We start from the raw sequence: 24,276 nt of genomic DNA, 5'->3' as shown, positions 1-24,276 counted from the left end.
CGGTCTGAGACGGCCTGCCGCAGTGGCGAGTATACTGCCGCCTCAATGAGCTCCGCCATGAAACCACCCTCCGCCGCCGAAGCCCGATCGAACTTCGATTCCCGCCATTTGCGCCGCGTGTTCGACCGCCGCGCGCCGCGCTGGTCAGATACCGATTTTTTGGTGCGCGAGGTGGCGCATCGGTTGCTCGAACGTCTGGACTACATCAAGCTGGCTCCAACACGCATCCTGGATGCAGGCTGCGGCACAGGGGCCGATTTTCCGGCATTGCACGCGCGTTATCCGCAAGCCTATGTGGTCGGGGCCGACTTGTCGCTGGGCATGGCGCGCACCGCCGCCGAGCAAGGCGCGGCCGACGGCTGGCGGCGCTGGCTCAGGCGTGCGCCGCCGCAGGGAGTCGTTCAGGCGGATTTCGGCGCGCTGCCTCTCGCGGACGGTGCGCTGGATCTGGTCTGGTCGAATCTGGCCCTGCACTGGCGCCAGGACCCTCACCGCGTGATTCCCGAATGGCATCGGGTGCTGCGCACCGATGGGCTGTTGTTGTTTTCGACGTTCGGCCCGGACACCCTGCGCGAATTGCGCGCTGCCTGGGCTGCCGTCGACGCGATGCCACATGTTATCGCTTTCACGGATATGCATGACCTCGGCGATATGATGGTGCAGAGCGGTTTCGGCCTGCCGGTGGTCGATATGGAGACGTTTACCGTTACCTATGAAACGCCGGCTGCCCTGTTGCGGGACGTCAGGTTGCTTGGCGGCAACCCGATGCCGGAACGCTTTCGCGGATTAACGGGACGTCGGCGATACCGCGCCCTATGCCGTGCGCTGGAGCAGCAGCGCCGCCCGGATGGTGTGTTAGCGCTCACCTTTGAATTCATTTACGGCCACGCTTGGCGCACGCCCGAAAAAACTGACGAGCAGGGCAACGCGGTAGTGCGATTGCAGGACATCGGCGGACGCAGGTCAACCGTCATCTGATACGCGTTGCGAGCGTTGGATTGACGGGGGCGGCCCCCCTTCTTACGTACTTTTTAATACCCGGTATCAAACTTGTCGTTCGCAAAGACGCAGGTCTATAATGCGGCAGTTTGTCGCCCAGAAGGAGGGAACTTTTGGGATAAAGGCCAGAAAGCAGCGATTTACCTCAGGGTGAAACCAATGCAAGCGATCTGCCGGGACACCGACGTTGTGCTCAAGGACTGGATGCTCAAGCGAAATTGCGCCATGTCCCCACGCCAGTTCGTCATGTGTTACCTGTCGCTGGTGGCCGCGTCGCTCGGTGTCGCTGTTCTGGTGGCGATCCGCGGCGCATGGCTTGTGTTGCCTTTTACTGGGTTGGACTTGCTGGCCGTGAGCGCAGCTTTTGTTGTTTATGCCCGACACGCAACGGATTACGAGTACATTCGGCTATCACCAGAGCAACTTGTGGTGGAGCAGCAGTCTGCCGACCGGTTGACGCAATATGCGTTCAACCCGCGCTGGGTGCGCATCGAGGTGGACGGCCAGCCGCGCACGCGCATCACTTTATGCGCAGGGCGGCAGGCGCTGCCCCTCGGGAAGTATCTGGCGTACCATCGGCGTGAGCCGTTTGCCCGCGAACTGCGAGGCTGGCTTCGGCGGTGCGCCTGAAGGCGAGCAGATAAGAATTGAATTGTAATTTTGGGTAAGGAAGCTATGAAAACAATGAAACGTGCCTGGGCGGCTTTGCTGGCGAGTGGCATGCTGCTTGCCTGTGTTCCCGCGATGGCCGTGACCAATATGCCGGGCGGCCCGGCGGTCAACGAGCTCAACTTCCAGCCGCCTGCGACCAAAATTGCACAAGAGCTGTACAGCCTGCATACGATGATGCTGATCATTTGCTTCGTGATCTTCATCGGCGTGTTCGGCGTGATGTTCTATTCGGTGATCATGCACCGTAAGTCCAAGGGCCATCAGGCGGCCAATTTCCACGAAAGCACGACGGTCGAGGTGATCTGGACGGTCGTGCCGTTCATCATCGTGATCTTGATGGCATTGCCCGCGACCAAAGCCGTGGTGGCGATGAAAGACACCAGCAACTCCGATTTGACGGTCAAGGTGACGGGCTATCAATGGAAGTGGGGCTACGATTACATCAATGGCGAAGGACAAGGCATCAGCTTCCTTTCCACTATCTCGACGCCGCGCGAACAGATCGACGGTCAGCAGCCCAAGAGCAATACCTATCTGCAACAGGTGGATAACCCGCTGGTTGTGCCGGTCAACAAGAAAATCCGCATCATCACAACGTCCAATGACGTGATTCACTCCTGGTATGTTCCCGCTTTCGGGGTCAAGCAGGACGCCATCCCGGGTTTCGTGCGCGATACCTGGTTCAAGGCGGACAAGGTTGGCGTGTATCGCGGCTTCTGCACCGAGCTGTGCGGCAAGGAGCACGCCTTCATGCCGGTGGTGGTCAAGGTCGTGTCGCAGGCTGACTACACCAAGTGGGTCGATGCGGAAAAGCAGAAGATGGCGGCTCTGGCGGACGACCCGAACAAGACTTACACGATGGCCGAATTGATGGCACGTGGCCGTCAGGTTTACATGGCGAATTGCGCGGCATGTCACCAGGCGAACGGCAAGGGCGGTGGTCCGTTCCCCGCGCTTGACGGCTCGAAGATCGCCAACGGCCCGATTGCCAATCATGTCTATATCGTGCTGCATGGCAAGAACGTCATGCCGAACTGGAGCCACTTGAGCGACGTCGAGATCGCTTCGGTCATCACATTCGAACGTAATTCGTGGAGTAACAAGACCGGTGATGTGTTGCAGCCCCGGCAAGTGGCGGCGGCACGCAACGGTAAGATGCCCTGAGTGCGAGTGCCGCCCGGGTGTCGTGTTCGATCAGAAAATAATTAAAGTGCGGTTCGACGAGTTTCAAGAAGGAGATTCGGTATGAGTTCCATCGCTCACGATCATGTGGCGGATCACGTTCACGCACACGACCATCCGCATGGGTGGCGTCGGTGGCTGTTCGCGACGAATCACAAAGACATCGGCACGATGTATCTGTGCTTTTCGTTTGTCATGCTGCTGTCCGGTGGCGTGATGGCCCTGTTGATCCGCTCCGAGCTGTTCGAGCCCGGGTTGCAGATCATGCGGCCCGAATTCTTCAACCAACTGACCTCGATGCACGGCCTGGTGATGATTTTCGGGGCGATCATGCCGGCGTTCGTGGGTTTCGCGAACTGGATGATTCCGCTGCAGATCGGCGCACCCGACATGGCGTTCGCGCGGATGAACAACTTCAGCTTCTGGCTGCTGCCGGTGGGCGGCGCGCTGTTGCTGGGTTCGTTCTTCGCGCCGGGCGGCGCGACTGCCGCCGGCTGGACGATGTACGCGCCGCTGTCCATTCAGATGGGCCCGGGCCAGGACATGGCGATCTTTGCCGGCCATATTCTGGGTGCCTCGTCCATCATGGGGGCGATCAACATTATCGTCACCATTCTGAATATGCGCGCGCCCGGCATGACGCTGATGAAGATGCCGATGTTCTGCTGGACATGGTTGATTACGGCCTATTTGCTGATCGCCGTGATGCCGGTGCTGGCTGGCGCACTCACCATGCTGCTGACCGATCGCCATTTCGGCACGTCGTTTTTCAATGCGGCCGGCGGCGGTGACCCGATCATGTACGAACACGTGTTCTGGTTCTTCGGGCACCCCGAGGTGTACATCATGATTTTGCCGGCGTTCGGCATCATCTCGCAGGTGATCCCGGCGTTCTCGCGCAAGCGGCTGTTCGGCTACAGCTCGATGGTGTATGCGACCGCGTCGATCGCGATTCTGTCGTTCATGGTCTGGGCGCACCATATGTTCGCCACCGGCATGCCGGTGACCGGCCAGTTGTTCTTCATGTACGCGACCATGCTGATTTCGGTGCCGACCGGCGTGAAGGTGTTCAACTGGGTGGCAACGATGTGGCGCGGTTCGCTGACCTTCGAGACACCGATGCTGTTCGCGCTCGGCTTCCTGTTCGTGTTTACGATGGGCGGCTTCACCGGCCTGATTCTGGCCATGGCGCCGATCGATATTCAACTGCACGGCACGTACTATGTGGTGGCGCATTTCCATTACGTGCTGGTTGCCGGTTCGCTGTTCGCGCTGTTCTCGGGGTGGTATTACTGGTCGCCCAAGTGGACTGGCCATATGTATAGCGAGCTGCGCGGCAAGATCCACTTCTGGGGTTCTCTGATTTCCTTCAACGTGGCGTTCTTCCCGATGCACTTCCTGGGACTGGCCGGCATGCCGCGCCGCTACGCTGACTATCCGGCGCAATTTACGGATTTCAACCAGATTGCCACTGTCGGGGCCTTCTGGTTCGGGCTGATGCAGGTGTATTTCCTCTTTTGCGTCGCCCTGCCGGCTTATCGGGGCGGCAAGAAAGCCGAGGACAAGCCATGGGATGGTGCGGAGGGGCTCGAGTGGACGGTGCCGAGTCCGGCGCCGTTCCATACCTTCGAGACGCCGCCTCAGGTTCTCTGAGCCGGTCCGGTCAACACGGGGATGAGCGTGATTGCTCATCCCGCTCGGGGATGCCATGGTTTCGCAGCAGGAAGAGAAAAAATCGCGACAGGATGCTCGCGCCAGGAACATCAGGTTGGCCTGGATCTTGGTATCGATCGTGGCGATCTTTTTCTTTGGTGTCATGGTGAAAGTCAAATTGCTGGGTTTCTAGTGCGATAACCATTTCAGGAATCCGTCATGATCGAGCGCAACCGGCGCGCAAACCGACGCACTTTCGGCAAATTGTTGCTGCTGGTCGCATTTATGTTTGGATTCGGTTACGCGTTGGTGCCGTTCTATCGCGCTTTTTGCAATTTGACCGGGATTAACCGCGTGGGCGATAAAAGCTCGCTTGCACTGGTGCGTAACACGCAGGTCGATGAGAGCCGCGCGATTACCATCGAATTCGATGCCAACGCGCGAGGCGCGTTTCGATTCGAGCCGTTGCAGCGGAGCATGACGGTGCATCCCGGGCAAATTGCCCAGGTGTTGTACCAAGTGAGCAACCGGACAGACCACGCCGTTCGTCTGCAGGCGATCCCCAGCTACGCGCCGGCCGAAGCGGCCAGCCACTTCAAGAAGATCGAGTGTTTTTGCTTTACACAGCAGTCGCTGCAACCCAATGAGAGCCGCCAGATGCCTGTGGTTTTCGTCGTCGATCCCAAGTTGCCCAAGGGGATTCCGGCGATCACGCTGTCCTATACTTCTTTTGAGTTAGGCGCGACGTCGACCGATGCCGCGACGGATCAACGGGAGAATGACGATGGATGACCTCAAGCGGGCGGTTCGACGCAAGCCATCGTTCGGCCAATCAATGCGCGCTGTGTTCTGGTCGTTTTTTGGCGTACGCAAGGGCAAGGATCACGACCGCGATATGGCGCAGCTCAATCCGGTACATGTGATCGTGGCGGGGCTGGTGGGGGCGGCGCTGTTCATTGCGATATTGATTTTGTTGGTTCGAGTGGCGATCAATTTGGCCAAGTAACAAGAATGCGGAAAAACTGGACTCAAGTGGAGAAACAACAATGAGCGGTCAACACCAGACGGCATCTCGCTATTTCGTGCCAGCCCCGTCGCGCTACCCTGTTCTTGCCAGCACCGGTTTGCTGGTGATACTGGCATCGGCGGCTGGCTGGGTCAACGGCCTGTCTTTCGCGCCGTGGACTTTCACGGTCGGCATGCTTGGGTTGCTGCTCGTGCTGCGCGGATGGTTTGCGGATGCCATCGGCGAGTCGGAGGGCGGGCATTACGGCCGCAACGTCGACGTGTCCTATCGGTGGAGCATGAGCTGGTTCATCTTCTCCGAGGTGATGTTTTTCGCGGCCTTCTTCGGCGCCTTGTTCTACGCGCGGAATTTCGCGCTGCCCCAGTTGGCAGGGCTCGACGCCAAGCTGCTGTGGCCCGATTTCACCGCCGTTTGGCCAACCCTCGGGCCGGCGGGCACGGTTGATAAATTCGGTACGATGGGCCCGTGGCCGATCCCGACGCTCAACACGGCATTGCTGCTCAGTTCGGGTGTGACGATTACGATTGCCCACCACGCCTTGCGTGCCAACCAGCGGGCTCGCGCGGCCTTCTGGTTATTCCTGACGATTTGCCTTGGGGTTACCTTCCTGGGGTTTCAGGGATTTGAATACTTCCACGCCTACCACGAGCTCAACATGAAGCTGACCTCGGGCATCTACGGCTCGACTTTCTTCCTGTTGACCGGCTTTCACGGCTTTCACGTCATGATGGGCACGGTGATGTTGAGCGTGATGTTGATCCGTATTCTGAAGGGCCACTTCACGCCGGAACATCACTTCGGCTTTGAAGGAGCGGCCTGGTATTGGCACTTTGTCGATGTCGTCTGGCTGGGGCTTTACGTCGTAGTGTATTGGCTCTAGCGCCTGCCATTGCAAAAACGCCGCCAGATTCGGCGGCGTTTTTCTTTGGTGGGTTCGCTGGCTCCGGTGATGAACCCGGCAAGAGCTCAGTAGCGGATGCCGGTGCTGTGAATCCAGCCCATCCAGTTGGCGAATAAAATGAACAGGAACAGACTGATCGAAAAGCCGACCCGGAACATCAGCGAATGAACCGCGCGGTTGGTCGTTCCCTTGTCCTTCATCATGAAGACCAGCGCGGAAGCCAGGCTTCCGAGAATCAGGACAAATGCAATGGCAACAATAATACGCATGATCTGTCAGAGAGCGCTTGAGATTGCATTATCGCACCATCGCACGGGGATGGAATGACGGATCGACGAGGTGAGCGTGTTTAGAACTATATGGCGGGGATGCCGGCCGCGATCGGCCATGGCGGTGTTTTTGGGCATCGCGCTGACCTGCGGGTTGGGCGTGTGGCAATTGCAGCGGGCGCACGAGAGGCTGGCGCGCCAGGCGCGGATCGACCAGTGGGCGGATGCCGCGCCCATTCAGGTCGGGCGGGCGCCGTTGAGCCTGTCGGCTGTGGCGTATCACCGCGTCAGGGTGGTCGGACGGTTCCTGCCGGAGCGCGCCGTATATTTGGATAACCGGCCGCATAACGGCCTGCCCGGATTTTACGTGGTGATGCCGCTGGAGATAGATGGCTCGGGCGCTCCGCGCTATGTGCTGGTCAATCGTGGCTGGCTGCCGCGCGATTTACGGGATCGCACCGCGATCATGCCCTATCCCACCCCGGTGGGTCTGGTCGAGGTCGAAGGCATCGCCAGGGCCAATCCCAGCCGGGCGTTCGAGCTCGGCAATGGCTCCCCGCCGGGCGCAGCGATTCGGCAGAACCTTGACGTGGCCGCTTATGAGAAAGAGACGGGGCTGACATTGCAGCCGTTTGTTATCATGCAGACCAGTCCGTTGAACGACCACCTGATACGGGATTGGCCAAAGCCGACGATGGACGTGGCGCGCAATTATGGCTATGCCGCGCAATGGTTCGGCTTGGCGCTGGTGCTGTTGCTGATGAGCTTGCGCATGGCATACAAGCGCGGACGAGCCGTGATCCGGTCGGCAGAGAAAACCCCCAATGAGTGACCCCATATGAAGGCATCGGACTCCGGTGAAACCGAATTGACCATGCACTCGACCGCCCGGATTTCGGCGGCGCGGAGGCGATGCCGCGCCCGGCTGACGATCATCGCGATATTTGTCGTGTGCGCGGCGCCGATCGTGGCTGCATTTTTCGCTTATTTTGTCGTCAAGCCGCACGGCGGCCAGACCAACTATGGTGAGTTGATTGCACCGCAGCGCCCGATTCCCGCGGATCTCCAGGTGCTTGATGAAGCGGGCAGGCCAATCGCACTGGCCGCGTTCAAGGGCAAGTGGCTAATGGTAAGCGCTGACAGCGGTACATGCGACAAGGCGTGTGTGACGAAACTTTATTACATGCGCCAGATTCGGACGCTGCAAGGTGAGCAGCGCGCTCGCGTTCTCCCCGTCTGGCTGGTAACCGACGATGCGCCAATTCAGCCGAAAATCCGCACCGCCTATGCCCAGACACGTATGCTACGGGCCGATCCGGCTGCATTGCGGGCATGGTTGCCGGCGTCTGCCGACACCAGTCTGCGTGATCATATCTATCTGGTGGATCCGGTCGGTCACCTGATGATGATATTTCCCAAGAATCCGGATCCGGTAAAAATCAATCAGGATCTGGTGAAACTGCTTAAATGGTCGAGCGTCGGCTGACATTGCCGGCGCGAGTTTTGCCGATTGGCAAGTAGCCCGGCGTTGTGTTGCCGGTAATCGGAAATTATTCGGTATGTATGTCCTTCAATTGGGGCTGATCGGCCTGTCTATCGCGCTGATCCCGCTGCTTTACGTCAAGACTAAAGGGAATCGCAACAAATTTCGCAAATTGGCGTGGGTAGCAGTGTTTTTCACCTTCGACCTGATCATGTTCGGCAGTTTCACCCGCTTGACGGACTCCGGGCTGGGATGCCCGGACTGGCCGGGTTGTTACGCCACAGCTACGCCATTTCTTGCACACAGTGAGATTCGTGCAGCCGAAACGGCCCTGCCCACCGGACCGGTCACTTTCACGAAAGCATGGATCGAAATGATCCATCGCTATTTTGCGATGGCCATTGGCGTTCTCATCATTACCTTGATGGTGCTGGCCTGGGTAAAGCGCAAGGAACTCAAGCAGTCGCCGTGGCTGCCAACGGGCGCTTTTCTTCTGGTCTGTTTGCAGGGGGCCTTCGGCGCCTGGACGGTGACGATGAAATTGCAGCCCATCATCGTCACCACGCACCTGCTGTTGGCGCTCACGTTATTGGGCGTGCTGACCTGGCTGGCCTCGCGTCAGGAGATCGTTGTGCCAGACGGGACGTTGCTGCGATGGCGTTGGTTCGCGCTCGGTGGCTTGGTGTTGCTGGCGATGCAGATTGCGCTCGGTGGATGGGTCAGCACGAATTACGCAGTGCTGGCATGTACCCATTTCCCGAAATGTCGCGGTGATTGGATCCCTCCCATGGATTTCGCCCATGGCTTTAAGTTATGGCGCGCACTTGGGCGCACGGCCGGCGGGGAAATTATTCCGATGGATGCATTGGTGGCGATTCACTGGGTGCACCGCACCTTCGCCTTCGTCGTCATTCCGTATTTGACCTGGCTCGGCGTTCGATTGCGTCGCGTGACCGCCCTGAGAAAGACAGCTACGCTGCTCTTGCTGATGCTGCTGGCGCAATTGCTTACTGGATTGGGGAATATTTTACTTAAATGGCCGCTGCCTATCGCCGTGGCTCACACGGGCGGCGCGGCCTTCATGCTGTTATTGCTTGTTATGTTAAACTATCACATCGTTACGGCCGGGCGTTTGGCACGTGCTCAGACACGCCAGCACTCGCCCCAGGCTGACTCGCTTGGCAACGCAGGCTCCCGCTCGGTGTAGCGCACGACAACACGCGCCATGGAAAGTACCACTGCCCCCTCACTCCCGGCCAATCGCTTCGCACAGTATTGGTCGCTTACCAAACCTCGCGTCACGCAGTTGGCGGTGTTTTGCGCCGTCATCGGCATGTTTCTGTCGACGCGCGGGATGGTGCCGTGGCAAGTGCTGATCGGCGGCACGATTGGTATTTGGCTGCTCGCGGGCGCCGCGTTCGCCATCAATTGCCTGGTCGAGCAGAAAGTCGATGCGCTGATGCGTCGCACGGCCTGGCGCCCCTCGGCACGCGGGGAAATCACCCCGCTGCAGATCATCGTCTTCTCGGCTGTGCTCGGCGGCACGGGCATGTGGGTACTCGATACCTTTGCCAATGCACTGACGATGTGGCTGACCTTCGCCACGTTCGTCGGTTACGCGATCATCTATACGATCGTTCTCAAACCGGCGACGCCGCAGAATATCGTTATTGGAGGCGCTGCTGGCGCCATGCCCCCGGCTCTCGGTTGGGCGGCCGTCACGGGCTCGGTACCACCGGAAGCCTGGATGCTGGTTCTGATTATCTTTGTGTGGACGCCACCGCATTTTTGGGCGTTGGCTTTGTACCGGCGTCAAGACTACGTTAAATCGGGTCTGCCGATGTTGCCGGTGACACACGGCGAGCGATTCACCCGCCTGCATATCTTGCTCTACACCATCGTGCTGTTCGCCGTGTCGCTGATGCCCTATGCGTACGGCATGAACGGACTCACGTATTTGACCGGAGCAGTGATTCTCGGCGGGATTTTCCTGGCTTACGCCTGGAAGCTTTGGCGCGCTTACTCGGATCAATTGGCGCGCAAAACTTTCAGGTACTCGATTGTCTATCTCTCCCTGATTTTTGCCGCGCTCCTGATCGATCATTACATACGTATCTTCGCCCACGTCTGAGCCCGAAGCAGATGCAAGAAGCCGGCGCGCCAAGCAGGGTGCGCCGGTTTGTTTTTGGGCATTCAGCTTGCGTTGCCGTCCTGCTCGCGGCGCTCAAAGTCTTCATGGGCCTCCAGCCACATGACATTGATGATGCCAAAGGCCAGGGCGACACCGACGCCCAAAATCCAGGTGAAATACCACATTGCCGACTCCTTAATACATCGAATGTTTGTTCTGCTCGATCGTTTCGGCCGTGACACGGCCGCGGATCACGCGATAGACCCAGCCGGTATACAGCAGCACGACAGGCAGGAATACGATCACGGTGAGCAGCATGATTTCGAGCGTCAATTTGCTGGACGCGGCATCCCATAGCGTCAGGCTGCTTTGCGGCGAGCTCGACGAGGGCATGACGAACGGAAACATCGAGCAGCCCGCAGTCAGGATGATGCCGATAATCATCAAGCCGGTTGCCATGAATCCGGATTTTTGCAGCCGGGAATTCGCCAGCAACGCGGCGAGCAGGGCGCCGACACATCCGAGCAGCGGCGCGATGATCATCCATGGATATTGCGAGTAGTTGCTCAGCCACAGCCCGGGAGCGCTAAATACCGATTTCAACAGCGGGTTAGCGGGGCCGTCGGTCACTGTCGAATCCGTCAGGAGGTAGTAACCCGGGATGATTTTCGCGACGAAGACGCCCGCGACCAGAAATAGCGACACGGTGAGCAGCGACGTGATCCGAAGAATTCGTGACGCCCTGGCAGCGACCGCACCATCCGTCTTGGTTCTCAGAAATGCCGCGCCGTGCGAGACAAGCATGAGCAGGCTGATCAGCCCGCACAGCAGTGCGAACGGATTCAAAAGCGCCCAGAAGGAGCCTGTGTACGTCACGCGCAGATCCCGGTCGAAAAAGAACGGGACGCCCTGCAGCAGATTGCCGAAGGCGACTCCGAACACGAGTGCGGGCACGGTACTGCCGGCAAACAGCGCCCAGTCCCAGGCGCTTCGCCACTGCGGGTTGTCCAGCTTGCTGCGGTAATCGAAGCCGACCGGCCGGAAAAAGAGAGCAAAGAGCACCAGCAGCAACGCGACATAGAGCCCAGAAAACGCGCTGGCGTACACCAGCGGCCAGGCGGCGAATATGGCGCCGCCGGCGGTAACGAACCAGACCTGGTTGCCCTCCCAGGTTGGTCCGACCGTGTTGATGATGATGCGTCTTTCGCTATCAGTCTTGCCGAGAAACGGCAGTAGCGCGCCGACACCCATGTCGAAACCGTCGGTCAACGCAAAGCCGATCAGCAGCACGCCGATCAGCACCCACCAGATCAATTTAAGTGTTGTGTAATCCAACATGACTAGCTCCCGTTAATTGGACGTGACGGATTGCGGCGTCTGTTCATGGTGGTAACGCCCGCTATGGAGCGACGATGGGCCGATGCGAATGTATTTGATCATCAGGAACATCTCGATGACGAACAGCAACGTGTAGAAGAAGATGAAGCCGGCCAGGCTGAAATACAGGTCGCCCGGCTGAAGCGTCGACGCCGACAAATGGGTCGGCAGGATGCCCGCGATGGTCCAGGGCTGCCGGCCATACTCGGCAACGATCCAACCCAATTCCGCAGCGATCCAGGGAAGCGGGATGGCGATCACGGCCCAGCGCAGGAACCAGCGTTTGCCGTTGGACGTCAGTTTCCGGCGCGCGCAATACCAGAAGGCCAGTATGAATGTCAGCAGGAACGTGAATCCCAGCCCGACCATGAAGCGGAACGACCAGAAGACAGGCGCGACACGTGGAATCGAGTCGTCTGCCGCTTGCCGTATCTGTTCCGGCGTGGCATCGACGACGGTGGGCGTGTATTTCTTCAAGAGCAGCGCATACCCGAGATCGTGAGCGTTAGCCTCGAAAATGGCCTTCGTGGCCGGTGATTTATCGCCGGCTTTGAGTTTCTCGAGCGCGGCATAGGCAATCATTCCGCGCTTGATTCGCTGCACGTGCTCCTGTTTCAGATCCTTGATGCCGATAACTGGCGTATCCAGCGAACGGGTGGCCATCAGACCGAGCGCGTACGGGATGCGTAATGCATAGTCCGTACGCTCTTCCTTTTGGTTTGGAATGCCGAATACCGTAAATGGCGCGGGAGCGGGGTTGGTTTCCCATTCCGATTCGATGACCGCCAATTTGACTTTCTGCACTTCACCGGTCGCGTAACCGGACTCATCGCCAAGCACGATGACCGACAGCGTCGAAGCGAGGCCGAACCCAGCGGCCACGGCGAAAGAGCGCAACGCGAACTGGACATCGCGTTTTTTCAATAGATACCAAGCCGACACGCCGAGCACGAACATGGCTGCAGTGACGTAGCCAGCGGCAACGGTATGAACGAACTTTACCTGGGCTACCGGGTTGAAGATCACTTCGCTCAAGCTGACCAGTTCCATACGCATGGTCTCGTAGTTGAACTTGGCGCCAACCGGGTTGTTCATCCAGCCATTCGCGATCAATATCCACAGCGCCGAGAGGTTGGAGCCGAGCGCGACCAGGAAGGTCACGATCAAGTGCTTCACGCTCGACAGCTTGTCCCAGCCGAAGAAGAACAGGCCAACGAATGTCGATTCAAGGAAGAATGCCATCAGGCCTTCGACTGCCAGCGGGATGCCGAAAATATCGCCGACATAGTGAGAGTAGTACGCCCAGTTCGTGCCGAACTGAAACTCCAGCGTCAATCCTGTCGTGACGCCCATGGCGAAATTGATGCCGAACAGCTTGCCCCAGAACTGGGTCATGTCCTTGTATATCTGCTTGCCGGTCATCACATAAACCGACTCCATGATGACGAGCAGCCAGGACAGCCCCAAGGTCAGGGGGACAAACAGAAAGTGATAAAGCGCCGTAATGGCGAACTGCAGGCGAGAGAGATCGACGATTTCGCTACTGGGCATGGCGAGCACCTTCTTGTTGAGCGATTTGTGGGGAAAGCAGAGCACGCGCGACTTCGTTCGGCGGCAGGCGCATATGTTCCGCGACGGGGCGATTGAAAAAAGCGAACTTGATGGCCGCCAGCAAAGCTACCTTGGCCAGCAGAACGACTGCTATATCCCGGCCGAATGGGTGCCGCCGAAGCCAATGCCGAAATTGCCCCGGATTTGCGATCCACAGACGAAAGGCGCGTGGGTCGCTGGCAAAGGAGTGTGGGGATTCTGACTTCACGCGTTGCCTTCCCATGACCAATCATTCTTGTGGTCGGCTATCGTATTGGAGTACAAAATTGTTATTTGATCGTGCCTGAATAAAAAATATGATGAAGCTGCCGTCATAAGACAGGTCCTAATATTTGGGGGGCACAACGAAAGGCGAGCGACAAAGATGCCGCTGCCGTATTGAGGCTTTTGGTGTCTGTTCGCGGGAGAGGCGCTGGCTGGGCTTGGCGCGCACTGTGCGCGACAGCTTCACGCAGAGCGGATACTCGGTAACGTCGAAACTCGATCGAACAGATCGGTAGGTATTCTATCTTTTTATTTTAGAGATGCCTCGATGTGGGGCAATATGTCGCGGCTGCCCGTAGTGCAGCATGATGTTCGCGAGCCAATGAAAAATCTATGGTCACCCCCATTTTTGCAACACTGATTTTTGACGTTGTGATTGGCTTGCGTAAATCTATCCGGCGTCGTTTTGGGGATCACTCCCCGCGCCACGATGAGAGTCGCGCCTGACGGTCCTTAAAACGCCCGCGGCTTCGAGAGCCGTTCTTTATGTCAGGTTGTCCGTCAGGCCGGTGTGCCGTTCACGTCATCCAATTTCAGCGGTCGCAAAACCAGGTGGGTGGACTTCGGTAAAGCGTGTTGTGCAATCGGGTACTTAGGCAGGCATGGCGCTCGCGCCCGCATCGAAGGTGGTGCGACGAGTCGCCAGCGCCCACGCGGTGCGCGCCAGCTTGTTCGCCAACGCGCAGGCCACCACGTTCGAGTGCCGTCGCCTCAGCATGGCGCGGACCCAGTCGGCGAGCCGACCGCTGTGCCGATCGAGTCGCTGCATGTAGGAGCGGGCACACTGGACTAGCAGGCGCCGGAGATTCTTGTCACCCCGCTTGCTGATCCCCAGCAGGTTGGCCCTGCCGCCAGTACTGTACTGGCGCGGCACCAAGCCAATCGACGCAGCGAAATCGCGGCTGGACCCGTACTGCTGACCATCGCCCATCTCGCTGGCAAGCACACTGGCTGTAATAGGGCCGACGCCTGGGATCGACAGCAGGCGGCAGCCGAGCTCGTCATCGGCGAGTTGGCGGGCCATCTCCTTGTCGATTTCGCCAATCTGCTCACTGAGGTACTTGAAGTGAGCGTGCAGGCGTTCGAGGATCGCGATCAGGCGCGGCGGTAACCGATGTTCGGCGAGCACAGCCGGCAGACGCGTGATGACAGCGTTGCCAACCGGCAGGCTGATGCCGAACTCCAGTAGGAAGCCGTGTATCTGGTTGATAGTTTTGGTGCGATCGCGCACCAGTGACTCACGGACCCGGTGCAGGGCCGACAAGGTTTGCTGCGACTCCGTCTTGGGCGTGACGAACCGCATGGACGGGCGCGACGCCGCCTCGCAGATCGCCTCGGCGTCCACGAAGTCGTTCTTGTTGCTCTTGACGAAGGGCCGCACGAACTGGGGGGAGATAAGCTTGACCTGGTGTCCGAACCCGGCCAGTTGGCGGGCCATGTGATGGGCCCCGGCACAGGCCTCCATGACCAGCGTGCAGGCGTGAAACGTAGCGAAAAACTCGACCAGTTGCTTGCGGCTCACCTTCTTGCGAAACACGGCCTTGCCGTGCCGGTCCTGACCATGAAGGTGAAACGAGTGCTTGCCTAGATCGATTCCAACCAGCGTAACATTCTGCATGATGGCCTCCAGAAAGAAAAACACCCTACAGCGTAACCCGCGTGTAGGGTGGGGGTGACCATCTCATTACGCCCCGTGGAAGGGGCGTTTGCGACGTTACTTCAATTGACGGCTTAGACGTATGCCTGCAGGGCCGTTTTCATTTTTTTCATGGCTGTCACTTCGATTTGCCGAATTCGTTCCGCAGAGACACCGAATTCGTCGGCCAGATCGTGCAACGTCGATCCACCCGAGCCATCGTCGCGAACGTTGAGCCAGCGTGCCTCGATGATGCGGCGGCTGCGTGCATCGAGTTTATCCAGCGCGCTGCCGAGACCGTCGCTTTGCAGCCGGTCATGTTGGCGCGCCGCCAACACAGCGGTGGGCTCATTGTGGGTGTCGGCCAAGTAGGCGATCGGCGCAAATGCTTCTTCGCCGTCTTCGACCTTGCCCTCGAGCGCGATGTCGCCGCCCGACAGGCGGGTTTCCATTTCGGCAACTTCCTCGCGCTTGACGTTCAATTCCTTGGCGACCGTTTCGATTTCTTCCGGTGTGAACGCCTGCACCCCTTGTTTATGGCTGCGCAGATTGAAAAACAGCTTGCGCTGCGCCTTAGTGGTGGCGACCTTGACCATGCGCCAATTGCGCAGGATATATTCATGGATCTCGGCCTTGATCCAGTGGATGGCGTACGAGACCAATCGCACACCCTGGGCGGGGTCGAAGCGCTTGACTGCCTTCATGAGGCCGATATTCCCTTCCTGAATCAAGTCCGCGTGCGGCAGGCCATACCCCAGGTAGTTGCGGGCGACCGACACAACCAGGCGCAGATGCGACAGCACGAGCCGGCGGGCAGCATCGAGATTTTCATGGTCGCGGTATTCGGTGGCGAGTTGGCGCTCCTCGTCGGCCGTCAGCAGGGGAATCCGATTGACGGCCTGGATGTAGGCGTCAATATTACCCACGCTGGCGGGTAGCATCGCGGATGGGGAAAGCGTCAGGGCGCGCGCCTCCTGCGCCTTAACGGCAAGCGGAGAATGGGACTGGGTCGTCATGGCGTCGCTCAAGCGGGGTTGCTCCTGTTCATCGGTTACGAGGCATTTTAGCACTCTCGATTGAAGAGTGCTAAGCGTTAGAGGGCCCTCGTGTCAGCAAGTTTCAAGCGAACTCTCTAATTAAATGTAGGGATTTTCTCTGAGAATTTTCTTGATTCATCTCAAACTCGGCCGTCATGGTATAAATTCCAGAAAATATCGCTGCTGAGATTTACCTGAGTTTATCCTTCCGACTCATGATGCGTGGGAGGCATGCATGCCTGTCAAGAATATCGACACGGTTCGCGCCCTGGAATCAGCCCGCTATGCGGCAATGATCGAGGGCGACGTGGAGCAGCTCGATGCGATGCTCTACGATGATCTCCTTTATGTGCATTCGAACGGCAAGCGCGAAACCAAGGAGCAATTCCTCGGTGCGCTGTCAGCGGGCCGACGCCGCTACCACGATATCGAGATCCAAACCCAGGAATTGCGCGAATTCGGCGACACAGTGCTTGTCACGGGCAAGCTCCGTATCGAATTGGAGAGTGCCACCGGGCCATTGTCGTCGTTGATGACCTATATCGCCGTTCACGTGCTGCAGAAAAACCAGTGGCAGCTGATTTCATGGCAGGCGACCCGTATGGCATCGGAGTGACGCAACCGCCGAAAGCCGGGCCGTGAGCTCAGGCAGCCGGCACACCGGCCGCGGGTGACGGGTGTTGCCGGCAGATCTGCAGGATCGCGTCGACTTGTCGCGCGATCGGTGCCGGCACGGGGGTTTTGCCGCTCAAAACCTCCCGAATCCAGGCCGCGGTGCTGTTCGCGTCGCTTGCCGGCAGCGCCGGAACCTGCTCCAGCGGACCGGCATCGGCCGCTACCAGGCAGCTTTTTCGTCCCCCCCGCAGCCAATCCATCGCCGCCTGACGGCGGGCGTCGGCGACCGGCTCGCCCTCGGTGCCGCGCGCCAGCAGCACTCCGGCCGGTCCGGCGAACACCGGATCGGTGAACAGTGTCGTCAGGGTGTCCCGATACTCCGGGTGGGTAAAATTGACCAACCTGAGCGCTGGCTGCCGAAACGGCTGCAGTAACTTGACCAGCGTGTGTCCGGAATTGCGAACGCCAATCACCGCACGCATCTCCAGCAGATGGGCAAGCGGGGCAGACAGCGCTTCGATTGGCATAAACGCCGGATATCCGCGCGCCAGAGCGTCCTGGGCCGAATCGACCGAGAGCGCGGGAGCGTGACCCAGGGCGGCAAAAATGGCGGCGCTGGTCACCCGCGAGGAAGAGTTGCCGCTCACCCCGTGTACCAGGACCGGCACCCCTTCGCGAGCCAGCAGTAACGCCAATAATGGGGTCAGATTTGGCTGTTTGCGCGCCCCGTTATAACTGGGTAAAACGACCGGCAGGCGTTCGCCCGGACACACCAGCTGCGCGATGCAAGCCTGCGCCGCTGCGAGCATGCCGGCCAGCTCGTCCGGCGTCTCACCCTTGATGCGATAGGCGACCAGGACAGCGCCGAGTTCGATGTCGCCAACTTGCCCGTTGAGAATCGCGGCGAACAGCCTTTGGGCGTCGTCGCGAGGGAGCGCGCGAGCGCCGGCGCCACCGCGCGCGATGGTCTTGAGCAAATCGGAGCAGGCAAAGGGGGCAGTCATCGTGTCGAGCGCGAATGAGGGGCGGCAGCCGATCGCGCCGCCTATTAGCCGTAATATAAAGCAGTCGCCTCATCGAGGTGGCCAGCAAAAGTCAGAACGCTTCAAGTACTATGTCGGTTTGGGTGCATCCCCCCTCGAGGAGACCGCAATGCGTTATGTGTTCGAACCCCCGGCGCCTGTCGCGGTGCCGGTGGTGGGCATCGATCAGCAATTTCCTGTGCATCGCATTTACTGCGTCGGCCGCAATTATGCGGACCATGCGCGTGAAATGGGGTCCGATCCCGATCGCGAACCGCCATTTTTCTTCTGCAAGCCCGCCGATGCGGTTGTCAATGTCGAGCCGGGTACGGTTGGGCTGTTTGCCTACCCGCCGCAAACCAAAAATTGCCATTTCGAGTTCGAGCTCGTTGCCGCGATCGGCAAGGGGGGCAAGCACATCGAGGTCGAACAGGCCAACGAGCACATTTACGGCTACGCGCTGGGATTGGACATGACGCGTCGCGATCTGCAGAATGAGGCGAAGAAAACCGGCAGGCCCTGGGACACCGGCAAAGGATTCGATCATGGCGCACCGATGGGGCCGTTGCATCGCGCCATCGACGTCGGCCACCCCGTGCGCGGCGCTATCTGGCTGAGCGTCAATGGCGAACAACGGCAGCGCGGCGACATTGCCGCCATGATCTGGTCGATTCCCGAGACGGTCGCTTCCCTTTCCAATTTTTTCGAATTGCAGCCTGGCGATCTGATCTTCACCGGCACGCCCGAGGGCGTCGGCGCGATTGTGCCGGGAGACCTGATGGTCGGGGGTGTCGAGGGTCTTGGTGAGTTGCACGTCGAGGTCGTTTGAGTCCCAAGCGGCGAGAACGACATTCCACGGACCGGTATTTCCAAGGAGCACCATGCTTACGCTGTACACCTACTTCCGCAGTTCCGCCTCGTTTCGGGTGCGAATTGCACTCAATCTCAAGGGGTTGCCCTATGAAAGCGTGCCGGTGCATTTGGTGCGCGATGGGGGCCAACAACTCCTGCCGGAATTCCGGGCGCTCAATCCGGATGCGCTGGTGCCGGTACTGCTCGACGGTGGCCAGGCGCTGCATCAATCGCTGGCAATCATCGAGTATCTGGACGAAATACACCCGACTCCCGCGTTGTTACCCAAAGCTGCGCTCGATCGCGCGCAAGTGCGAGCCTTGGCGCTGGACGTGGCCTGCGAGATTCACCCACTCAACAACCTGCGCGTGCTGAAATATCTCAAGCATGAGTTGAAAGTGCCGGAGGAAGCGAAAAACGGCTGGTATCGCCACTGGATCGAGCTCGGCTTCGCGTCGCTCGAGAAGCGGTTGAACGCCTCGCCGCCGGCCGGGGATTTCTGCTTCGGAGATACCCCGACGATGGCCGACTGCTGTCTGATTCCTCAGATATTCAATGCGCAGCGTTTCGATGTCGACTTGAGCCCCTATCCGACCATTCGCCGGATTCACGCTCATTGCATGACGCTCGATGCGTTTGCCAAGGCGGCGCCGGGCGCTCAGCCCGACGCAGAATAGCCCGGTGCGGGTTGGCTGACGCCGGCGTCGTTCAAATGCCCAGCACGGCGTCGGCGAATTCCTCGGCCGAAAAGGGTTGCAGGTCCTCGACCTTTTCCCCTACGCCAATGAAGTAGACGGGGACCGGGCGCTGCCTCGCAATGGCCGCCAGAATGCCGCCCTTGGCGGTTCCGTCGAGTTTGGTCACGATCAGGCCGGTCAGTTGCAGGGCGTCATCGAATGCCTTGACCTGGCTGAGGGCGTTTTGCCCTGTGTTGCCGTCGATCACCAGGAGGATCTCGTGCGGCGCATTGTGCCCGGTTTTGGCCAGAACGCGCTTGATCTTCTTCAGTTCTTCCATCAGGTGCAACTGGGTCGGCAGGCGGCCAGCGGTATCGGCCATCACGATGTCGATCTTGCGCGCGCGCGCGGCGTTGACCGCATCGAATACCACCGCCGCGGGATCGCCGCTCTCCTGGGACACGACCGTCACGCCGTTGCGCTCTCCCCAGATCGCCAATTGCTCACGGGCTGCGGCTCGAAACGTATCGCCGGCGGCCAGCAGCACCGATTGCCCGTACGCCTGGAAATGCTTGGCCAATTTGCCGATGCTGGTAGTCTTGCCCGCGCCGTTGACCCCCGCGATCATGATCACCAGCGGTTGCTCGCGGCCCAGCACCATCGTGCGCTCGAGCGGCTTGAGGAGTTCAACCAGCAAATCGCGCAGTGCCAGCCGGACCTGCTCGCCTTCGGTTAGCCGGTCGGTCTTGACCTTTTGGCGCAACGCTTTGAGCAAATACTGGGTTGCCTCGACGCCGGCGTCGCTCATCAGCAGGGCGTCTTCCAATTCCTCGAACAGCGATTCGTCGACCTTGACGCCGACGAAAACGCCGGTCAGTCCGGCGCTGGTCTTGGCCAGACCGGACTTCAGGCGGCCGATCCACGAGCGCTTGGCCGCCGGCTCCGGCGGCGGCGCAGCGATGATTTCACCTTCGCTTGCAGCGGCCTCCTCGCTCGGTTCGGGTTCGGGAACTGTTACGGGTTCGCTGGGAAGGGGCTCGACAACGGTCTGCGGCGCGGGATTTTCCGGCTCGTCCTGGGCCGGCGCGCCGGACTTGAAGCGTTTAAAAAAGCTGAACATGCTTGGGGGAAACTCGGCAGAGGAGCAAAGCAGGAATCGCCATACAATAATGGGCGCCGTGCTCCGTGGGAATGGGGCACATTTTATCAGACGGGATTCACGAGCGAGCCCGGTCGGGCCAAAAAGGGGATGCGATGCGCTGGCGGCAAGCATGGGTTGGGATCGCGTTGGCGGGATTCGTGGCGCTCGGTCATGCGGGGACACTCCCGAGCGTCGAAAACAAAACGACGGAATTCACCTTGCCCAATGGTTTGCGCCTGATCGTCAAGGAAGATCACCGCGCGCCGACGGTCGTCAACATGGTTTGGTATCGCGCCGGATCGATCGATGAGTTCAACGGCACCACCGGCGTGGCGCACGTACTCGAACACATGATGTTTCGCGGTACCCGGCGGATCGGGCCGGGTGAGTTCTCGCGCCGCGTGGCGGCGCTGGGCGGTCACGAGAACGCTTTCACGAGCAAGGACTTCACGGCGTACTTCCAGCAAATCGAAAAATCCCACCTGCCGGAGATGATGGCGCTGGAAGCCGATCGCATGCAGCATCTGGCCCTGTCGGCCAGCCAGTTCAACAAGGAAATCCAGGTCGTGATGGAGGAGCGGCGTCTGCGAACCGAAGACCAGCCTCGCGCGCTGCTGTTCGAGCAATTGATGGCCACAGCGCTGATCGCCAATCCCTACCGCCGGCCGATCATCGGCTGGATGAACGATCTGCAGCACATGCGCGTGTCGGATGCGAAAAACTGGTACCGGCGCTGGTATGCGCCGAACAACGCCGTGGTCGTCGTGTGCGGGGATGTCAATCCAGCACAGGTCAAGCAGTGGGCCGAAAAGTATTTTGGCGGCATTCCCGCTCGCCCGTTGCCGCAGCGTCGCCCCCAGACGGAGCCGCCGCAACTCGGTGAGCGGCGCATCAGCGTCAAGGCGCCGGCCGAAAACCCTTATGTGGCGCTGGCGTTTCGCGTGCCGCGCCTGAAGGACGTAGCCGCGGACGATGACGTCTACGCGCTGCAGGTGCTGGCCGGTGTGCTCGATGGCTACAGCGACGCGCGTCTGACACGCCAATTGATTCGTGCGCAACGTCTGGCCAACGAGGCCGGCGCGAGCTACGACGGCATCGGGCGAGGCCCGCAATTTTTCATCCTGGACGGCGTGCCGGCACAAGGCCACACTGCCGCGCAACTGGAGCAGGCGTTACGCGCCCAAATCGCCGACATCGCCGCGCACGGCGTCACCGAGGCGGAACTGCGGCGCGTCAAGGCGCAAGTCGTGGCCGCTCAGGTTTACAAGCGCGATTCGCTGCTCGGGCAGGCAATGGAGATCGGAGCGAACGAGATGGACGGCATATCGTGGCGGGAACTGGATTTGATGCTGGAGAAAATTGCCCAGGTGACGCCGGCTCAGGTGCAGGCCGTGGCCGGCAAGTATTTCGGCGACGACCGGCTGACGGTAGCGACCCTGGTGCCCCAGCCGATCGACGCGCAAACGTTGAAGCGCCGCGCCCAGGGCGCCGGCAATCTCAATCAGTTGCGTTAACCAAGGGCCGCCCGATGAGAATCGACTCGTTGATGAGCATTGCAGTGCGCATAGCCCGTGCCGGCGCGCTTTATATGGGGCTGGCGGTTACCGTTTTCTGTGGGGCATCGAACGCTCGCGCCGCGTTGCCGATCCAGGCGTGGCATACCGCCAGCGGAGCCAAAGTGTTGTTCGTGCAAAGCGATGCGATTCCGATGCTCGACGTGCGGATCGAATTCGATGCGGGCAGTCGCTTTGACCCCACCGGCAAGGCGGGCCTGGCGGCACTGACGGCGGACATGCTCGATACGGGGACTGAGGCTGCCGGCGCTCAGGCAGCGTTGAGCGAGTCGCAAATTGCCGATCGCTTCGCCGATATTGGCGCGCAACAATCGATATTGGCCGGTCGCGACTACGCGACGGTGTCTCTGCGCACGTTGGTCACCGCCGACGCGTTGCGGCGCGCGACTGACACGCTGGCGCAATGCCTGCAGCATCCGTCGTTTCCCGAGGCCGTGCTGACACGGGAAAAAGGCCGTTTGATTGCAGGTATCCAGGAGGCCGATACCAAGCCCGAAGTCATCGCCCAGAAAGCACTGTGGCGCTCGATGTATGCCGCGCATCCCTATGGCGTCAGCGCCTCGCCGCGGAGCGTGGCGGCAATCGATCGGAAGGATATCGTCGGCTTTTACCGAAATGCCTACAGTGCCAGGCGCGCCGTTATCGCTATGGTGGGGGCCATCACGCGGGACCAGGCCGAGCAAATCGCCACGCAACTGAGTGCCGGCTTGCCCCCTGGCGGCGTGCTGCCGGATTTGCCGCCGGTCAGTCCGCTGTCGGCCGCGCTGTCGATCGATTTGCCGCACCCGGCGGAACAGGCACACATTCTGATCGGACAACCTGCGATCGCGCGCAACGATCCGGACTATTTTCCCTTGCTGGTTGGCAATTACATCCTGGGCGGCGGCGGGTTCGTCTCGCGCCTGACCCAGGAGGTACGCGAGCAGCGTGGCCTGACCTACGGCGTGACCAGCCAGTTCATGCCGTTACGCCAGGCGGGCCCGTTCGTGATCGGTCTGCAGACACGGCGCGACCGGGCGGCGCAAGCGCTGCAGGTCGTGCGCGCCACGCTCGATCGCTTTATCCAGGAGGGCCCGAGCGCCGCGGAGTTGCAAGCCGCCAAGGATAACCTCGTCAATGGCTTCGCGCTGCGCATCGACAGCAACCGCAAGCTGATCGCCAATGTGGCCGCGATTGGCTTTTACGATTTGCCACTGGATTATCTCGACACCTGGACGCAACGGGTCAAGCAGGTCACGCTGGCCGACATCCGACAGGCATTTGCGCGTCACCTCAACCCGGCCCGGATGGCAACGGTGGTGGTCGGACCATCGAATGTCGCGGCTTCGGCGAAGTCGCAATAGATTCGGCGCGGCGTTGACGATTCAGCGCAGCAGACGCCGACGCAACAGGGCCAAAGCGGTGAGCCACCCACCGGCCGCATAGATCGCCAGAGCCGCGAAATGCAGCCACGCGTGATCCATCGGCCGGCCGAGCATCGCCGGCCGTATCAATTCAACCGCATGGGCCAGCGGCAGCAAGCCGGTGACCTCGCGCACCGCCGGCGGCAGTTGGGAAAGCGGGAAGAATACGCCGCACAGCAGTAGCATCGGCGTGATCACCAGGGTCTGATAAAACAGGAAAAAGTCATAGTTGGGCGCCAGTGCGGTGACGATCATCGCCAGGCTGGCGAATGTCAGGCCCGCCAATGCGATTACAGGTAGCGCATAGAGCGCGGCAGGCCAGTGCGCATAGCCCAGCACACTGGCGACCGCGAGTATGGCCAGGCCGCTGAGAATTGCCTTGCTGGCGGCCCAGACAATTTCGCCCAGCACGACGTCGCCGAGCGTCAGCGGCGCATGCATGATCGCCTCCCAGGTTCGCTGGACGTGCATGCGCGAGAAGCTGGAATACATCGCCTCGAAACTGGCTGACATCATCACGCTCGAGCCGACCGTACCCGCGGCCAGAAAGGCGATGTAGGACGTGCCGTCGACTTCGCCCACCATCAGACCCAGGCCGAAGCCGAGGCCGAACAGATAGATCATGGGGTCGGCAAGATTGCCGAACAGCGATGCGATGGCCAGTTTTTTCCATACCAGGAAGTTACGTCGCCACACGGTAAACCAAAGTGTGGCGTTCGAAGGGAAGAAGGGCTGCGGGTAACGCATGAG

Annotated in this window: 26 protein-coding genes and 1 pseudogene; 17 read left to right on the top strand and 10 right to left on the bottom strand. The window is 60.0% G+C overall.

Translation table 11 applies throughout. The features are described from left to right. Nucleotides 1-57 precede the first annotated feature (57 nt). From bioC to PATSB16_RS16435, 8 genes and pseudogenes are all read left to right on the top strand, one after another. Nucleotides 58-978, top strand: coding sequence for a malonyl-ACP O-methyltransferase BioC (gene bioC / locus PATSB16_RS16465; protein ID WP_047215142.1), 921 nt, complete (start codon nt 58-60; stop codon nt 976-978). A gap of 180 nt (nt 979-1,158) precedes the next feature. Continuing rightward, the gene (locus PATSB16_RS16460) at nt 1,159-1,629 is read left to right on the top strand and encodes a DUF2244 domain-containing protein (protein ID WP_047215141.1); all 471 of its coding nucleotides are present in this window, start codon (nt 1,159-1,161) and stop codon (nt 1,627-1,629) included. A gap of 21 nt (nt 1,630-1,650) precedes the next feature. Then, nucleotides 1,651-2,832 (top strand): annotated as a pseudogene (gene coxB / locus PATSB16_RS16455) (cytochrome c oxidase subunit II); the annotation flags it as partial. An 84-nt stretch (nt 2,833-2,916) separates the two neighbouring features. Continuing rightward, nucleotides 2,917-4,506, top strand: coding sequence for a cytochrome c oxidase subunit I (gene ctaD, locus PATSB16_RS16450; RefSeq protein WP_047215139.1), 1,590 nt, complete (start codon nt 2,917-2,919; stop codon nt 4,504-4,506). A 31-nt stretch (nt 4,507-4,537) separates the two neighbouring features. Beyond that, nucleotides 4,538-4,699: a cytochrome oxidase small assembly protein gene (locus PATSB16_RS20930; RefSeq protein WP_156884786.1), complete on the top strand. Its 162-nt coding sequence runs from the start codon at nt 4,538-4,540 to the stop codon at nt 4,697-4,699. Between the two features lie 26 nt (nt 4,700-4,725). Next, the gene (locus tag PATSB16_RS16445) at nt 4,726-5,298 is read left to right on the top strand and encodes a cytochrome c oxidase assembly protein (RefSeq protein ID WP_047215138.1); all 573 of its coding nucleotides are present in this window, start codon (nt 4,726-4,728) and stop codon (nt 5,296-5,298) included. Continuing rightward, nucleotides 5,291-5,512, top strand: coding sequence for a DUF2970 domain-containing protein (locus PATSB16_RS16440; protein ID WP_047215137.1), 222 nt, complete (start codon nt 5,291-5,293; stop codon nt 5,510-5,512). Before PATSB16_RS16445 ends, PATSB16_RS16440 begins: the two co-directional genes overlap by 8 nt. 40 nt (nt 5,513-5,552) lie before the next feature. After that, a complete protein-coding gene (locus PATSB16_RS16435; RefSeq protein WP_047215136.1) occupies nt 5,553-6,413 on the top strand; it encodes a cytochrome c oxidase subunit 3 in 861 nt (286 codons plus the stop codon). Nucleotides 6,414-6,499: 86 nt separating this feature from the next. Here PATSB16_RS16435 and PATSB16_RS16430 read toward each other — a convergent pair whose 3' ends face one another. Next, nucleotides 6,500-6,703 carry a twin transmembrane helix small protein gene (locus PATSB16_RS16430; protein WP_047215135.1) on the bottom strand — a complete coding sequence of 68 codons (204 nt, stop codon included), beginning with the start codon at nt 6,701-6,703 and terminating at the stop codon, nt 6,500-6,502. Nucleotides 6,704-6,821: 118 nt separating this feature from the next. Here PATSB16_RS16430 and PATSB16_RS16425 point away from each other — a divergent pair, with 118 nt between their 5' ends. The 4 genes from PATSB16_RS16425 (at nt 6,822) to cyoE (ending at nt 10,317) form a co-directional block, all read left to right on the top strand. Then, nucleotides 6,822-7,535: an SURF1 family protein gene (locus PATSB16_RS16425; protein WP_047215134.1), complete on the top strand. Its 714-nt coding sequence runs from the start codon at nt 6,822-6,824 to the stop codon at nt 7,533-7,535. 6 nt (nt 7,536-7,541) lie between these two features. Beyond that, on the top strand, nt 7,542-8,189 hold the full coding sequence (locus PATSB16_RS16420; protein ID WP_047215133.1) for an SCO family protein: 648 nt from the start codon (nt 7,542-7,544) through the stop codon (nt 8,187-8,189). A 73-nt stretch (nt 8,190-8,262) separates the two neighbouring features. Beyond that, complete coding sequence (locus PATSB16_RS16415; protein WP_047215132.1) at nt 8,263-9,393, top strand: COX15/CtaA family protein; 1,131 nt, start codon at nt 8,263-8,265, stop codon at nt 9,391-9,393. A gap of 18 nt (nt 9,394-9,411) precedes the next feature. Continuing rightward, nucleotides 9,412-10,317 carry a heme o synthase gene (cyoE, locus tag PATSB16_RS16410; RefSeq protein ID WP_047215131.1) on the top strand — a complete coding sequence of 302 codons (906 nt, stop codon included), beginning with the start codon at nt 9,412-9,414 and terminating at the stop codon, nt 10,315-10,317. A gap of 62 nt (nt 10,318-10,379) precedes the next feature. On the opposite strand, the gene cydX is transcribed toward cyoE, so the two are convergent. The 6 genes from cydX to rpoH all read right to left on the bottom strand — a co-directional run bounded on the left by cydX (nt 10,380) and on the right by rpoH (nt 16,233). Next, nucleotides 10,380-10,502 carry a cytochrome bd-I oxidase subunit CydX gene (cydX, locus tag PATSB16_RS16405; RefSeq protein WP_047215130.1) on the bottom strand — a complete coding sequence of 41 codons (123 nt, stop codon included), beginning with the start codon at nt 10,500-10,502 and terminating at the stop codon, nt 10,380-10,382. A 10-nt stretch (nt 10,503-10,512) separates the two neighbouring features. Next, nucleotides 10,513-11,652 carry a cytochrome d ubiquinol oxidase subunit II gene (gene cydB, locus PATSB16_RS16400; protein ID WP_047216676.1) on the bottom strand — a complete coding sequence of 380 codons (1,140 nt, stop codon included), beginning with the start codon at nt 11,650-11,652 and terminating at the stop codon, nt 10,513-10,515. A gap of 15 nt (nt 11,653-11,667) precedes the next feature. Then, nucleotides 11,668-13,245: a cytochrome ubiquinol oxidase subunit I gene (locus tag PATSB16_RS16395; RefSeq protein ID WP_047215129.1), complete on the bottom strand. Its 1,578-nt coding sequence runs from the start codon at nt 13,243-13,245 to the stop codon at nt 11,668-11,670. Further along, a complete protein-coding gene (cydP, locus tag PATSB16_RS21280) occupies nt 13,235-13,528 on the bottom strand; it encodes a cytochrome oxidase putative small subunit CydP (RefSeq protein WP_072628674.1) in 294 nt (97 codons plus the stop codon). The genes PATSB16_RS16395 and cydP overlap by 11 nt, the downstream gene beginning before the upstream one ends. A 633-nt stretch (nt 13,529-14,161) precedes the next feature. Beyond that, the gene (locus tag PATSB16_RS16385; protein ID WP_047215127.1) at nt 14,162-15,187 is read right to left on the bottom strand and encodes an IS110-like element ISPath1 family transposase; all 1,026 of its coding nucleotides are present in this window, start codon (nt 15,185-15,187) and stop codon (nt 14,162-14,164) included. Nucleotides 15,188-15,300: 113 nt separating this feature from the next. Continuing rightward, nucleotides 15,301-16,233 carry an RNA polymerase sigma factor RpoH gene (rpoH, locus tag PATSB16_RS16380; RefSeq protein ID WP_047215126.1) on the bottom strand — a complete coding sequence of 311 codons (933 nt, stop codon included), beginning with the start codon at nt 16,231-16,233 and terminating at the stop codon, nt 15,301-15,303. A gap of 244 nt (nt 16,234-16,477) precedes the next feature. On the opposite strand from rpoH, the gene PATSB16_RS16375 reads away from it, so the two are divergent. Then, on the top strand, nt 16,478-16,858 hold the full coding sequence (locus PATSB16_RS16375; protein ID WP_047215125.1) for a nuclear transport factor 2 family protein: 381 nt from the start codon (nt 16,478-16,480) through the stop codon (nt 16,856-16,858). Between the two features lie 28 nt (nt 16,859-16,886). Here PATSB16_RS16375 and ybiB read toward each other — a convergent pair whose 3' ends face one another. After that, the gene (gene ybiB / locus PATSB16_RS16370; RefSeq protein ID WP_047215124.1) at nt 16,887-17,861 is read right to left on the bottom strand and encodes a DNA-binding protein YbiB; all 975 of its coding nucleotides are present in this window, start codon (nt 17,859-17,861) and stop codon (nt 16,887-16,889) included. 148 nt (nt 17,862-18,009) lie between these two features. Between ybiB and PATSB16_RS16365 the strand changes: the two genes are divergently transcribed. Both PATSB16_RS16365 and maiA read left to right on the top strand, forming a co-directional pair. Then, complete coding sequence (locus tag PATSB16_RS16365; RefSeq protein WP_047215123.1) at nt 18,010-18,708, top strand: fumarylacetoacetate hydrolase family protein; 699 nt, start codon at nt 18,010-18,012, stop codon at nt 18,706-18,708. A 52-nt stretch (nt 18,709-18,760) separates the two neighbouring features. Further along, nucleotides 18,761-19,408 (top strand): maleylacetoacetate isomerase, encoded by a 648-nt coding sequence (gene maiA / locus PATSB16_RS16360; RefSeq protein WP_047215122.1) that lies wholly within the window; start codon nt 18,761-18,763, stop codon nt 19,406-19,408. Nucleotides 19,409-19,439: 31 nt separating this feature from the next. Here the strand turns inward: maiA and ftsY are convergent, their stop codons facing one another. Further along, nucleotides 19,440-20,528 carry a signal recognition particle-docking protein FtsY gene (gene ftsY, locus PATSB16_RS16355; RefSeq protein ID WP_047215121.1) on the bottom strand — a complete coding sequence of 363 codons (1,089 nt, stop codon included), beginning with the start codon at nt 20,526-20,528 and terminating at the stop codon, nt 19,440-19,442. 134 nt (nt 20,529-20,662) lie between these two features. Here ftsY and PATSB16_RS16350 point away from each other — a divergent pair, with 134 nt between their 5' ends. Both PATSB16_RS16350 and PATSB16_RS16345 read left to right on the top strand, forming a co-directional pair. Further along, nucleotides 20,663-22,063 carry a M16 family metallopeptidase gene (locus PATSB16_RS16350; RefSeq protein WP_047215120.1) on the top strand — a complete coding sequence of 467 codons (1,401 nt, stop codon included), beginning with the start codon at nt 20,663-20,665 and terminating at the stop codon, nt 22,061-22,063. A gap of 32 nt (nt 22,064-22,095) precedes the next feature. Beyond that, nucleotides 22,096-23,466 carry a M16 family metallopeptidase gene (locus tag PATSB16_RS16345; RefSeq protein ID WP_052892723.1) on the top strand — a complete coding sequence of 457 codons (1,371 nt, stop codon included), beginning with the start codon at nt 22,096-22,098 and terminating at the stop codon, nt 23,464-23,466. A 21-nt stretch (nt 23,467-23,487) separates the two neighbouring features. On the opposite strand, the gene PATSB16_RS16340 is transcribed toward PATSB16_RS16345, so the two are convergent. Further along, nucleotides 23,488-24,273, bottom strand: coding sequence for an ABC transporter permease (locus PATSB16_RS16340; RefSeq protein WP_206093654.1), 786 nt, complete (start codon nt 24,271-24,273; stop codon nt 23,488-23,490). Nucleotides 24,274-24,276: the final 3 nt, after the last annotated feature.

Origin of the sequence: Pandoraea thiooxydans, assembly GCF_001931675.1 — a bacterium.
GTDB lineage: Bacteria > Pseudomonadota > Gammaproteobacteria > Burkholderiales > Burkholderiaceae > Pandoraea > Pandoraea thiooxydans.
Note: the sequence above shows the minus strand (reverse complement) of the source record. Positions and strands in the feature narration are given on the sequence as shown.